Raw genomic sequence first — 13,931 nt, 5'->3', positions numbered from 1 at the left:
AGGATAGGATAGATCACAATGTCTGACGCGGACCCGCTGAAGAATGAAAGCGGGAGCTCCAGCGAGAAGAAGTCCTCGGATCCCGTTGTATCGGCCGCTCGCATCACTCGCCTGGGAGCGATCATCGTCGCCGTACTGACACTGGCCGGAGGGATCATCGCAGCAGTAATAAACTCACTGAATCAGCCATCTAAATCGACAAACGAGTCGATCACACCAACTAGTGCGCCGCCAATTTCGGCCACCACACCTGGCACACAACCCACAATCAGCACTCCTGCCTCGTCGGGGGCATCAGCAAAGCTGATCACAACACCAACGCGTTATGCAACGGTTCCCCGTTGCATAACCGTCAAAGGTAGGGGCGCTCCTGCCAGTGGCGATACATGGCGCGTCGGCGTGCACACTTTTAATCCCGAAACATATTATTTACCTCGGGAGGCCCAGAAAATATCTGGCGAGAACGTCCAGTGGCTAGCCGCGCCAGTATATGTTGGAGCCGCAGGCGACTTCGACGCACCATTCGAAGTGGTTCTTTACAGAGTTCCTCCAGACAAGCAGGAGAAATACGCCAATCCGCAGTTCGTAGCCGCTAAGCATCTGCTTCGCGACTTGAAAGACGATGGCGTCTCGATCATCGACGCCGTCCCCGTCAAGCGTTTGGGCACCCCCGATACTTCCTGTTGAGGCCACAGGCTGCACGTGGTGGAGGAGACGAACCCGGCTGACGAGCGAGTGGATACCGCTGGCCCAGCTCCAGTTGGAGGACCAGGTACACGTCGGCCGCTTCCTGATCCGCCACGAAGACCTGGCCGCCAGACGCTTCGACCGAGCCCGGTTGCTAACCGTGCTCACGGAGTAGACGAGGCTCACGCAGGGAGCCGACGCCTCGATGGCGTTCTGCCTCCGCCGTCTGCTCCGCTTGGGGGCAGCCAGTACCGTTCACGATGAAGACCATCTTCTTGTCGATGGTCTCCAGCTCCGTGATCAGCTCGACCGCCAGCCGACGTCGGGTCTTGCCCACGACGTCCCGTGGCTTGATCGTCCCCACGAGCGCACGTGCTTCCGCCGCGGACAGAAACTTCTTTGCCCCGCCGGGAAACAGTTCCAGCAGCAGGCGATAAAGGCGGTTGACCGTCTGCGTCCTGGCGCGGCCGAGCTCGTCACGACGGTCGACGAGCATGGTCATCCCGACCAGCTCAGGATCGGCCTGGACACGGGTCAAGTTCGGGGCACGCAACGCGGCCAAGGCGACCGAGTGCGCGTCCACGGGATCGGTCTTGCGGCCGTTGCCGGTGGCGAACACCCGCACCTGCGCCGACAGCTTCGCCGGCACATCCAGCACCGTCTCACCGTCGTGGACCAACCGGTAGGCGATATGCCGGCCGACGCCGTTACAGCCCTCGACCGCCCACACCCGGTCACTGAACCGGCGCCCGGATGCCAGCATTTCGGCATATCCGACTCGGTCCGTGCCAAACTTTCCCGTCGTCAGTACGTCACCGACTTCGTTGATCACCTCGATCGTGGCCGAGCGTTTATGCGGGTCCATCCCGATAATCACTGGCATGCAACTCTCCTTGCCTCAACGCGACAATGTCAGCAAGGAGGGCACCGCTACTTCGAGCAGAACAGACCCCTTTCCAGCCACTCCTCGCACGGTGCTCGGCGAGACGCATGCCATGAGAGAGCCACACCAATAACACCGGCGGGCAGCCGACGTGAGAGAGCGACTCACCGAGCACCTGGACCAGAGTCTGGCCGGACCCCGGTCCTGCCGCCCAGTCTAAGTAGCCGACGAGCGGCGCCAAGCGGCAGCGAGCGACAAGCTAGCCGTGCAGAGAATCCGAACAGCAAGCTACCAGCAGCCCTTATTCGCCCCAGGCGATGCCGACCGATCAACACAGGAACTCCGACGTCCACTACGAAAGCGATCCGCAGCCTGATGCCGGAGGCGAACCACAATACATGCGAGTGCGATTCCCCTAGGTGGTCTTTTCATCGCCAAATATGACGCTGCCCCAAGTGGCGACACAGTTGCGGACGTTGAGGACATAGGGATGGCTGGCGCCCAGGACTCGAATGAGGTCAGGAACTAGTTGCCCAAGGGCAGCAACTGCCGCAGCTGGATCTCCGGCTTCACCGCGCCACATTTCAAGCCTGCTGCGGGCGACGAGAGTAAGACGATGCCCTGGACCCAGGATGCGCTTCAGATCAGGAAGCATTTGTTCAACAGCGGCCATCGCACCGGTTATATCTCCCTCCTCTCCGAGCGAGACAGCAAGGCTGTATCGAACGGCGAGCGTATCGAAATCCTCTGACCCCTTAACTCGAACAAATTCTGACGACAGTTCCTCCAAAATTTTCCTACCCGATAAGCCTTTTGCCCGCTTATTCCAGGTGGCAAGACTATGTTGAACAAGGAGCGGCCAGTGGTGATTAGTGCCCAGCACGCGCTGCAAGTCCGGAATTAGTTGTTCAAGTCTATGGACCGCATCGTCCGGGTCTCCAGCCTCACCGCACCAATGAGCTAGGTAGCCACGGGTCTCGAGCGTGAGAGTATGGTCGGCGCCGAGAACCCTCAGCGCGTCGACAAGCAGTTCCTCGAGTGCAGTTTTCGCGCTTGCCGGATCGCCGCCCGCACCACGCCAGATAGCAACGTCTTGACGAGCAGAAAAGGTGTCAGGGTGATTGGGGCCAAGGCGCGTGCTTGCTTGCCGGAGCAGTCGTTCCGAGGCAGCGACTGCCGATTCGAAAAGCTCGTCTCCACCGAGACTTCTCACCAGGAGAAAAAGCACGGGATGTCCGCGAGGTTGCCATAGGTGTTCTTCCACTGCGTCTTGGAGTGCGATAACGTTCGACCGAAGACTCTGAATTGTATCTTCATCGGTCTCAATGGAGGGCCACGCGGCTTTTATTGCATCTGCCGCAGCCCACGCAAGGTCCCTGCTGGTCTCACAAGAAATAGTGTCACGGACCGCGCGCTGAACTAGGGCGTGCGTGCGGACTACGCGGTGGGGTTGTCCAGGATCGAGAGTCACCAGGCTAAATCGCCGCAAATACTCCAGTCCGTCCCGGATTTCATCAGTGTCGATGTCACGATCAAGTCGAGCGGTCAAAAAGTTCTCAGCGGCACGAGTGGCGAAGACCGCTGCGGGAATGCCTGCGGGATCGAGCACCGACGCGAGCTCCAGCACCGCGCCGGCGAGACCTGCGGGATGGAGCTGATTGGCGGCGTCGATGGACAACGACCACGTCGCAGCTACCGTTCGCTCGTGCTCATCAGGCAACTCCCGGTCCTTCGGCAGCACCTCCCGCAACTTTGTGCGCTGGTCAGCCAACTTGACGCGGTAGTCCGCGCATGAGAGGAGTGGTTTGTCACCTAAGTAGGCGGCCGATTGCGCCAACGCAAGCGGCAGATACCCCAGGTCATCTGCAAGCCCGATGAGGTCTCTGTCCGCAGCATCAATGCTCGCGCGATCGGAGAGTTTCTCAGCAAGGTAAGCCACCGCCTCGACTGGCGTGAAGAGGCCGACCTCGATGATGCGGCGCCGATGACCTTGCAACGCAGCATCACGGCAGCGAGTCGTTACCACTACTTGACCATTGGCCGTGAGGGGTGGCCACAGCCCAGATAGGTCGGCCGGAGCTTGGAGATCGTCCAGCACAACCAACCAGGTTATGCTGGTTTCAGCGAGCCACTCCAACAACCGCCGCCACGTCCGCTCCGGATTGGCGGGATTCTGGCCGAGGAGGTCTGCCGCGACCTCAGCGTAAGCAGCAGTGATGGCATCGCGCGTGCGAGCGTCGATCCACATCAGTAGATCTACTCGTCCTTTCGCCCATTGAGTGTGGGAATAGTCGGCAGCCAGTTGGGTTTTGCCCACTCCGCCCAGCCCGGTCAGCACACTTACCGACCAGACATTGTTGCCAGTGCGCGCCGTTGAACCTTCTACCGGCGCGGTCTGGACTAAAACATCCGTCACGGCCCGACCCTGAAATGCGTCAGCACGCAGCGGCACCACACCGAACCTACGCCGTCCCGCGCTGGCCTCCAGACAGGCTGCGGAGACGCTCTGACGTCCCTCGAACTCGAACGGCTCTGTTACTTCGCCGGGACGCCGTTCAGGTGCTGCCGCTGCCTTCGAGAGGCGATCAGCAACGGGCAAGACCTGTCGATGCGGCCGATTCAGTGGCGAAGGCGCACGTTCGGGAAGTGCACGAATCGGCGGACCTTCTCGAGAGCTCGCTGGCCTCGCTGAGCGTTCAAGCCTACGAACCAGGTCCGCGTGCTGCTCTCGCCACCAATCCAGATCAATGAGCCGCTGCACCTCCTCGGTCGGCATCCCGGATCTAGTCGACTGCATCGCTCCCAGGCACTCCCGCACAACTGCGGACACCCGCTCAAGCGGTGGCACCTTGACCCACTTACCCCGCAACAAGTCACCCAGGGACGAGCTCGACATCCCCGAACGTTTAGCCAGCGCCTTGATCGACAGTCCGGCATGCAGCCGCAGCAGGTTCAAGTCACGAGCGAAAGCCCCTTGCAGCTCCCCCACAGCCCCTCCTCCCACCAGAAACCACCGACCTCCGGTTATCGAGCGAAGCTCCCACCAGGCATAACGCCGATGCAACCGAGAACGACCGAGAACGACCGAGAACGATACGCGCCAACGGCCCTGTGGCACACAGTAGTCATCGACAACATTCACCACGAACCGGGAGCAGTCATGCCTGGCACCAAGGATTCGAAGCACCATCGCGTCACTTACGCCGTTCTCGGAGGCGTCGTCTCCGGCGTTACGCGAACCTTCCTCACCTGGATCCTGCACCACCTCGACCTGTAATCACCCTCGGTGGGGTCGTCCGAGCAGGGGCGACCCCACCAATCGTCATGTCCGAACGTCCGCTTCTGCCGCAGAGCGTGCGTCTCGGCACGCCACGCTCTGCAGTTCAACGCGGGGACCGGCCACGCGATTGCCGTAGCTCGTCACTGTGGGCCCCGACTGCACAGCGGCGCTCGACTTTGATGCTGCGGGGTTGGCTCCAAGCCTGGGGTCAGTGATGACCGCACAGCTGTTCGAGCCGAATGCGGACGATCCTCTCACCAATTTCACTGGGGCACAGCTGGGGCAAAGCCCCTTCCAGAAGCGCACACAACCGCGCTGAAGTGCATCCAACTGCCCCAGATTGCCCCAGCCGACCTGCGGAATCAGGAACACCGCAGGTCAGACGGCCATGCACACCTCACTGGCAGTGAGGGGGTCAGGGGTTCGAGTCCCCTTAGCTCCACTCTTTCGAAGAACCCCCTTCGTTTCGGCCTTTCGGGCTGGGTGGAGGGGTTTCTGCGTTCCGGGTTCGATCATCGGTGATCGGCTTACAGCGTGATCTTGTGCTCCTGGTGGGGCGAAACTGGAGCACTGCCCCTGGCCCGACACGGCACCCGCCCGGTGTTCTCGCTGCTCGTCGGCTCGGTCGGCGGGTAACCCCCTCCGTGACGAAGAGGGGACAAACCGGCGCCACCCGCCCACTGTCGACCACACTCGGTGACGGCGTCGGCGGTAGTGGCGCCGCCGTGTGCCAGCGGCGCTCGAGATCGTCGAGCAGCCGCTGCTCGACCTCCGGGGCCACGTGGCAGTAGGTCTCGATGACCCGGTTGTCCAGGTGGTGCCCGAGCCGGCGGGCCTGCGCGATCTCTGGAGCGCCGCCCGCGATCAGCCAGGTCTTGTGGCTGTGCCGCAGCCCGTGGAAGGTCAACCCGGGCCGGACCGCCGCGCAGCCCGCCCTGGTCCCGGACACCTCGCTGCCGTCGGCTGCCGGGCGGAAGACGCGTCGCAGGAACGTCGAGCGCCACAGCCGCGTCCCGCTCGGCGTGGTGAACACGAACTCGTACCGGTGCCGCGCGAGATGCTCGCGTAGCAGCGCGACCAGGAACGGCGGCAACGCGATCGTCCGCGCCGAAGTCCGGGTCTTCGGCGGCCCCAGCCACCGCATCGACCCCGACTCGTGCAGCACACCCACCAGCGGATCGATTACGATCACGCCACGTCGGAGGTTGACATTGTCGCGACGGAGTCCGGCGAGTTCGCCCCAACGGCAGCCGGTCCAGGCCGCGGTGATGACCAGCAGCCGTGTAATCGGGCCGCCGAGCAGACCGGCCTGCTTAGCGATTCGTACCGCCTGCTCCGGCGTCGCCCAGATCCGCTCCGGCACTGCCCGTCGTGACCGCCTGACACGACGCCTCCGCCGGCCCACCGGATTGAACGGAATCAGCTGCTCGTCGGCGGCGTCGGTCAGCAGCATTGACAGCAGGTTCAGCTGCGAACTCACCGTCGACGGAGCGTACCCCGCTCGCTCCAGCTCCCGAGCCCACTCGGTCACCCCCAGCGCCGTAATCGCACCCAACGACGTGTCCCCGAACTTCGGGAGGATGTGACACCGCAGCCGGCTCTGATAGCTCTCGATCGTCCACGGCTCCAGCGACCGGAACCACCGCGCCACCCACTGGGCCACCGTGATCACACTATCCGCCGGATCGATCCCCACCCGCCGACGTCGATCCACCTCCAACCCGGACGCATAAGCCACAGCATCACGCCGCGGACCAAATTAAGGCACTGACCGAACGCCGGAACCTTGCCGTCGGTATCTCACGCGCTACGTCCTGTTGCCGCACTGCTCCACCCACGCCACAACGACCTTCACACCTGGATGAGACCAACGATGCGTTGGCCCCGACGGTAGAGTTCCCCGGCGCAGATGCCTCCAACGTCGCCCCGCAGCTGTAAGAAAGCATTTGGCCGACCATCGCCCGCGATGTCCAGTTCACGTACCGAAAGGTGTCTTAGTTCCCAAAGACGGGCGTAACCGGCCGCTCGATGGTCGGCGAAGGAACTCGCAGCCGCAGACCACCGATAAGAGCACTCTCGTGGCCGATGAGCGCGCTAGTGAAAACGAATTCTCCTGACGTTTAGTAAGGGCCGCGCATTCAAGTGATGTCGAACTTGGTTGCTGCTATAAGCGTCGACCACCGTCGCGACAATGAGCCAGCTGGTCCAGCATCTTGGGTGAGGAGGTAGATGCCCTGTGCCTGGCCGTCGGTTCGATCGCAGCATCCACGAACAGCACTCGCTCACACCGCGCACGCCCCGTGAGCGTCAAGGGCAGGACTTACTGGGGCGAATCTTAATGATGGATTCCGATGGGATGACCTGGTACGTCTCACGCGAGTGGATGATGACCGAGCCTCCCGAAACTCCGGTCAGGCCCCCGCAGTATTGCGCGTTCGTCGACTCGACGGTGACGGCGGGCTCCGTGCCGCTCTGCGCTGGCGCGAACCAGGCCAGCCCGGTCGCTGCGGCGACCAGAAACACTCCGAACAGGGAGGTCCGGCGGGCGACTACAATCTTCCGCCCGGCTTTGGTCGCCTCCTTGCGGGTCCAGGTTTCCAGGTCCTCGCCGGCGAGCAGACACGTGTCGCCAGGTGCACCCGATGCCGCGCGGACTGCCGACAATGTAGCGACGACGAACATGAGGAGAGCCAGGGCGAACAGAGCCGCCACCAACTGGGCGAAGGGAGAGGAGAGGCTGTTCAGATTGTCGCGCCCCTTGATCACCAGGACGGCGCTGAATAGTCCAGTCAGGCCGGTCAGGCCGGCCCTCCAGGATTCCGCTTGCTTGCGCACCGCCTCCAACTGATGGAACCGAAGTTCCTGTGCGCGCCGCGCCCACAGCAACCGCTCTGTGCTCACGAAATTTTCACCCGCCAGTGAGCACCGCAGCCCTGGAATGGCTCGTCGGCTGGACGGTCCGCGTGGCCGTGGCCGCAGTCGCAGCAGACCGTCCGACCGTCGGCAGGTTCAGTGACCGGTTCCTTCTTTCGCCGGAACGCCTTGTAGCCGTTTCCGGTGCCGTAGTACCAGTTCGTTGTTGTTCTCCCGCCGCAGCCGGGGCAGATTCCGGTAACGTTGATCCCGTGCCCGCCAACTAAACGTTGAGTGCTGAATTCGGGTTGCAGCTCGTAGTCCTTGACCTGATAGGAGATCGCCCGGTGGTGTTCAATCGGAGTATCCTCAGTCAACGAAATCCTCCGTGTGGAGTTTGTATCCGAACAGCGGTGCATAGCGATGCAGGCGGTCCCGGATCATCGCTTCGGTCTCGTCGATTTCGCGGGCACTTGCGGCGATATGCTCATCGGTGATCGTCCCGGAGATCGCAGGTTCCTGGCCGTCCAGATGCTGCGTGAGGATCAGAAGATCCTGCCAGGTAACGATGTCCGCGAAACACGCAGCTGGGTCGTAGGTCCACGACACCCCGATCGGCTCGAACGCGGCGAAGCGAGCGTGCGCTTCGGCCAGCGGCCAGCCCAGCCGCCCCGCGGTCTGCACAAGCCACAGCGGCGTCACAGTGTCGACATAGGAGCGTCTTCCCAGCTCGTCCACCGAGGACAGCATCGCGAGGTCGTACCGGTCCGCAGGCCTTCCAGGCAGCGACTTCCGGGCGACCGCATCGATCACGGGAAGGGGGGCACCGAGGGCACAATAGGGTTCCAAACGTTCGAGCAGGGCTGAGATCGGTTGTCTTGCGATTGTCGCAGCCCGAACTATGTCACCGGGGCGCAACGACCACTTCACCTCGAAGTTTCCCTTCTGATCGAGAAGAAGATTGTAGCGAGAACCTAACAACGCGACGCATTCCTCAGATCTGGGCGCCAAGTCGGCTGCGTCGAACGCGGCCGGCGGCAGGGCCGTCAGATCGGCCGTGTCGGGGTAGATGGTTCTGAAATACTCGATGGACCTCGCGATGTCGTAGTCGAGATACCAAGCCAACTGGAGGATCTCCGGTACCGTGACCGGCCGACCCAGGTCGACGATATCGAGCAGACGTCGGCGACGACGTAACCGTTCCTCATAGTCGTGAAACTCACTGGCCCCAACCCCACGGATCAGCACCATAACAGCAAGCCACCCCGAAGCGATGACACGACGATGCGCGTACCAGTCGAATTGATACAGTTCGCCGTTTATGAGGGACCGCTCGTCTTCGTTCAGCGACTCGGGAGGCGAACCGCTATCGGGCAGGCGAATCATTCCGGTATCGGCGAGACCGCGCAGGTTGGAGAAGACACTCTGGACAGTCTCGCCGAGTTTGCCAGCGATCTGAACGAGGTGCAGCCAAGAGAGCTCGAAACCCTGCGTTTCCGCAAACCGCAGCGCCTCTTGTTCAGGAGGGGTCGGATCCTCGGGGTACGACTGCCTGTCAGCGACCTCGTATCCGAGCGCGGTGAAGCGGTCCAAGAACTTGAGCACGTAGCCTACCGATTGGCCGAGCTTCGAACTCGCCCGCAGTACGTGAGCAGGGGAAATGGTAGAGCACACCCAGGGAGAGCTGAAGAAGAAGTCCTGGGTGAACAGCTCCACTTCTCCACCGGTGAAGACATGATCGCCCAACTCGCCGAGGCGGTCGAACAGGGGGTAGGTACGATCGGAAGGGATGAAGGCGACTACCCGCCTGACCACTTCGCCGAGCGGGACCCGAAGCTCGGCCGACGCCCTCGCCAGGCTGCAGCCCACGGCCAGCCCATCCTCGTTGGTCGGCACAAGAGCGGCAACCGCATCGAGCAGAGCCCGCTCCTCGGTGGATTCCGGTAGAACCTCGTCCTTGTCCATGAAACGGTAATCGATCGAGGGGATGTCGCGCGCGGCGGAAAGATCGATCCCCGTGATCGCGTAGCGGCGGAGACGCTTGATCCGTTCCGCGGGTGACTCGTCCTTGTCCGCCGCCGCCTCGAGGATTTCGGCGAGCGATGGACGTCCGAACTGGCCCGTACGCCGGTAGTAGCGGCCGGACGAGTAAATGGTTCCCAGCACGTTGGCATCCATGGGGCTAACGACGGGAAAGCCTGCGATTGTCGCCGGTTCGGCCACGTGCTCCGAACCGGCGAAGGCAGGGCCACCCCTCCACGCGCCGACACGCCAGGCCGATATCCACCAGTCCCTCGTACCGCCGCGCCAGGGGATCATCTCGCCGGTGAACAGTTCACGGTCGATCGGTAAGCAACCGACCTGACCCAAGGGTGCGCTGGTACGCCCCCAGACTCCCTGCACGGACACGTCGTGGTTCTGGGCGACCAAGAAGGTGAATACGTCCTCGGCGATCGCCGGAGTTCTTTCCGACACGTCCCACAGCCAGGGCAGGGTCAGCCCGGCCCACTGCTGCAGAGCAGGCAGCGACTCGAGGATCTGGTGCCTGATCCAGTCCTTGTCCCACTGCCGTAGCCGATTTCGGTCGACGGTAAACTGAGGTCGGTGCGGCCCGCGGAGGTTGACGATGAGGCCGTGGCTTTCCTCGTTCGTACGGACACCGTCGGCGGCGAAGCCGCCCTCTCCGGGGACCCACCAGAGGTCGTCGCCATGTTTGAGCGGTTCCACGATTGCATCGGGGAACCGCAGCAACTCGGGTTGCCAAGTCTCACGTGATCCGTTGGCCTCAGCCACGTCGACCGTGTACTCGGCGATCCAGAGCAAGCGTCGCAGGGTACGCAGGACAGACAGCGAGTCTTCGCCGGTCAAGTACAACCGGATCCGAGTCCCGCCAGCCGGCATTTCGTTCGATTGGGTGATCTGGAACAGGCTGCCGCTGCTGGCGATGCGCACGCTGAACGCCTGAGAACCGACCACGTCGTCTTCGTTGACCGGACGGGTCGTGATGTGGATTTCCTCGGCGATCATGAAGTAGCTAAATACCCCCACGCCGAACTGGCTGTTGGGGATGAGCCGCAGCGGCGGATCGAGTTCCTGCCAGCGCATCTGTTCCGAGCGGAATCCCGACCGGTACACGAACCGTTCGCCCGCGTTGGCGAACGTGCTCATCATCGTGTCCTTACTCATCCCGACGCCGTTGTCGGTGCACTCGATGAACTCCCGTCCTTCGGCATCGGTGCCCTGCCAGAACGAAATCCGCCCCGACCAGTCCACAACAGAGCGGTCGAGTCTAGTGAGGTAACGCCTGCGGACATCGCGGTAACGGCACGCGTCCAGCGCGTTCTGGTACAGCTCGCGGATCGCCAGGTCGGGCTCGCCGTAGAGCTGACGCCCCATCAGCAGCTCGCGCACCTTGTCATCAGAGAGCCGAAATCGGAGCAGCGGAGTGTCGAACACCGGCAGCCCGTCCTGGGTCTCCGGCCGGAGACCCACGCAATTCGCTCCGGCGGGTAGCCGATCGATCAACTCTCCGGCAGGATCGAAAGCCGGGACGGTCTTGAGCACTACATCGGCGCGGTGCGCGAGGTCGGTGAACGCCGCATGCAAGGCGGGGTGATCACAGACCGCGTGCAGTTCGAGATCTGTGCCGTTGTGCTCCCAGTGAGCGTTGACGGTCGCTGCGTGCAGCGCGGACAGCTGGACCTCGGCGCCGATACCCAGATGGTCCACCACGACGGTCGACACACGGCGGGGATCGGCGGCCATCACACCACCCAGCCACAATGCGGCGGCCAGGGCGCGCATGCGTTGGTCGAACAGCCGTTGCCGTACCAGGTCCACGAGGCGGTGGTCGTCCGCTGAGGCGTCCACGCACTCGACGAGGGTGTGGATCGTCGAGCAGAGCTCGTTCTCGGTCAGTGACGCGGTGCCCCACCCGGCTGCCGCCCGGGCCAGCTGCCCGCACAGCTGATCGACACTCGGCTCGGTCCACAGCGACGGCCGGACCGCAAGCCATTGGTGCACCAGCCACATACCCAGCGCGTCTCTGGGCTCCGTCCGGTTGCGGCGGGCCAGTCCTTCCGCGCGGCGGCACACGTGCTCGTAGATGGCGTGGGTGGTCTCGAGGTCGCTTCTGGCACCGTCACGGAAGGTACGGGTGAAATCGGTGGGCGCGATGGTCGCGGCGAGCCGAATGCCGGCACTCAGCGCAGCCTCGCGGAGGAACGGCGCCGAGATCAGCGTCGTCAGCTCGACCGAGGTCAACTGGGCTTCTCGCGGGAGGCATTCGTCTACGGCGGCCAGTACCCGGACCGGATAGTCCTGCGCCGTCCAGGGATCGACGATCTGGGCGCGGGTGGTGAGGAACTCCTGCGCCTCCAGCCATTGTTTGGCGCATTGGTCAACGACACGAAGAACCACCTCCCGTGCTTGCCGTGGTGAGGCGTCTTCCTGAACGCAGCGTTTCCACATTGGGGTGTTCTCGATCGCCCGCCGCCAGGCCTCGCCTACCTGATCGCCCGCACAGATCACGAAATCTCCGGGCTTCGTTGCGCCATCGGAACGGTGTGCGATCACCAGTTCTGGTGTCTGTTCCAGCCCCTCGGTCCTGGCCGCTTTGCGCGTCATCCGCCGCATTACCTCGGCGTGTACCTCGGTGAGGGTGCGGGCGGAGTTGCGCCGATCCAGCACCTCCGCGAGCGCCTGGGTGAAATAGCTGCCGTCATCGCCGTGTTGACTGCGTTCCCCGGGCTTGCAGCTGTTGAACAGGACGAATGCGCCGTCCGATGGATACGTTAGCTCGCCGCCGCCGGGCAATCGGGCCAGTGAACTGGATTGATCATCGCGGCAGGCATCCACGGCGAAGATGACGAGACCTGCCCGACACTCGCCGAGGCGGCTGGGGATCAGCGAGACCAGGCTTTCCGGATCGGGCCCTTCGGAACCGGCGTAGGCATCCTGAGGAACCAGGTAACCCTTGCGATCGATCGTGACACCATGTCCGGAAAAGTACAGCAGCAGGGTGCCGCCGGGAGAGATGTCCCTGAAGGCTCTCATCGTGGCCGAACGGATCCGGTTTCCGGTGGGCTCCCGGCCCATTTTGTCGCCGACTCCGCAGTACTGGACCTCGTAGTTTGACTGGACCAATGCGTCCGCCATGCGGCTGATGTCGGCAGCCACGACATCATGCAGGGCTTCGAAAAGATCGTGATCACAGGAAGGGACCCCGATCAGCAGTGCGAGCCGATCCGTCAAGGCCGTCTCCCTAGCTTAAGTCGTCTATACGAACATCTGAAGCCGCCACGAGCAACTCATCACACACCGACGCCACCATGTCTCCATAACGGTCGCATCTCCACCGCGAGATGCAACACCCGACAAGCCACATACTCAGACCACGCCGCAGCGTCCACTCATGCTTCGACCCCAGCGTGATGGCTAGTCGCTTCAAGCCACCATGCTGTTACGCACACGATCACAAGCCATGACAGACAACTCTCATGACTGATAGTGCGGCCGGCGTCGGCGGATGCGGTCAGCGCAGACTGCGTCCGTCGTGATCGACATCGACGTGGATGAGGGGTGAAGGTGTGGGCACCGTCCGGATAGCGACGGAGTTTCTGAGCCCACTTCTCGCCGACGACTCGATTGCCGCCTGCCTCCAGAAACGTGCGGCCGGCACGTTCTCTTCAAGCAAGGCGACGGCCCAGCTTCCTCGGCGTGACTGCATCAAATCGGTGGCGGCTGCCAGGCCGGCGCCCTGACTCCACACAGCGCGAACTATGAAGAACGCGTGGGTGAACTTGCCGCGCTTTCGAAGCGGCGGGTCAGGCAGAGCATGCGAGCCGTCCGTCTGAGTAGATCAAATAGGCATCGTGGTCTGCGTCGGTGAAGAACCGCGCCAGTCACGGAAAGTCGGACAGCCCTTCAGGCCCGGTAGGTCTCCGTCAACTGCGACAAGTCGTGCCGTTCCAGCTGGCCCAACTTCTCAATCACTGGGCGCAGGCCCGCATCGGCCAACCGGAAGGTGACGTCGCCGGCCCGAAGTCCGTCGTTGCTATTCTACATGGTGCAACTTTGTCAGTTCGAAGCGGTGGGGAGCATGGGGCACCTGCAACGTACTCTTCTGCCGCAAGGCGTGCGTCCCGTCAGCCAGCGGCCGGGCTACACGGCAGCGGCCCGGCGTGGTCCTGCCGGGTTGAATCCAAGCCCAAGTCGCCTGCTGGCTGC

Annotated in this window: 7 protein-coding genes; 1 reads left to right on the top strand and 6 read right to left on the bottom strand. The window is 62.9% G+C overall.

Annotated elements, in window-relative coordinates; genetic code table 11:
* The first annotated feature begins 18 nt into the window (after positions 1-18).
* Positions 19-687 (top strand): hypothetical protein, encoded by a 669-nt coding sequence (locus tag ACIQWX_RS45145; protein ID WP_400885000.1) that lies wholly within the window; start codon positions 19-21, stop codon positions 685-687.
* 154 nt (positions 688-841) lie between these two features.
* Here ACIQWX_RS45145 and ACIQWX_RS45140 read toward each other — a convergent pair whose 3' ends face one another.
* The 6 genes from ACIQWX_RS45140 to ACIQWX_RS45115 all read right to left on the bottom strand — a co-directional run bounded on the left by ACIQWX_RS45140 (position 842) and on the right by ACIQWX_RS45115 (position 12,956).
* On the bottom strand, positions 842-1,570 hold the full coding sequence (locus ACIQWX_RS45140) for a transposase (protein ID WP_400884998.1): 729 nt from the start codon (positions 1,568-1,570) through the stop codon (positions 842-844).
* A gap of 415 nt (positions 1,571-1,985) precedes the next feature.
* Complete coding sequence (locus ACIQWX_RS45135; protein ID WP_400884995.1) at positions 1,986-4,559, bottom strand: NB-ARC domain-containing protein; 2,574 nt, start codon at positions 4,557-4,559, stop codon at positions 1,986-1,988.
* 724 nt (positions 4,560-5,283) lie between these two features.
* On the bottom strand, positions 5,284-6,546 hold the full coding sequence (locus tag ACIQWX_RS45130) for a tyrosine-type recombinase/integrase (RefSeq protein ID WP_400884992.1): 1,263 nt from the start codon (positions 6,544-6,546) through the stop codon (positions 5,284-5,286).
* Positions 6,547-7,157: 611 nt separating this feature from the next.
* Positions 7,158-7,751 carry a hypothetical protein gene (locus ACIQWX_RS45125; protein ID WP_400884989.1) on the bottom strand — a complete coding sequence of 198 codons (594 nt, stop codon included), beginning with the start codon at positions 7,749-7,751 and terminating at the stop codon, positions 7,158-7,160.
* Positions 7,748-8,080 carry a hypothetical protein gene (locus ACIQWX_RS45120; RefSeq protein ID WP_400884987.1) on the bottom strand — a complete coding sequence of 111 codons (333 nt, stop codon included), beginning with the start codon at positions 8,078-8,080 and terminating at the stop codon, positions 7,748-7,750. The genes ACIQWX_RS45125 and ACIQWX_RS45120 overlap by 4 nt, the downstream gene beginning before the upstream one ends.
* Positions 8,073-12,956 carry a caspase family protein gene (locus tag ACIQWX_RS45115; RefSeq protein WP_400884984.1) on the bottom strand — a complete coding sequence of 1,628 codons (4,884 nt, stop codon included), beginning with the start codon at positions 12,954-12,956 and terminating at the stop codon, positions 8,073-8,075. Before ACIQWX_RS45115 ends, ACIQWX_RS45120 begins: the two co-directional genes overlap by 8 nt.
* Positions 12,957-13,931 lie beyond the last annotated feature (975 nt).

The organism is Amycolatopsis sp. NPDC098790, from assembly GCF_044759945.1.
Lineage (GTDB): Bacteria > Actinomycetota > Actinomycetes > Mycobacteriales > Pseudonocardiaceae > Amycolatopsis.
Note: the sequence above shows the minus strand (reverse complement) of the source record. Positions and strands in the feature narration are given on the sequence as shown.

Bases quoted from the DNA above. Each gene is read 5' to 3' on its own strand.
- ACIQWX_RS45145 (WP_400885000.1), top strand. From the start codon at position 19: ATGTCTGACGCGGACCCGCTGAAGAATGAAAGCGGGAGCTCCAGCGAG.
- ACIQWX_RS45140 (WP_400884998.1), bottom strand. From the start codon at position 1,570: ATGCCAGTGATTATCGGGATGGACCCGCATAAACGCTCGGCCACGATC.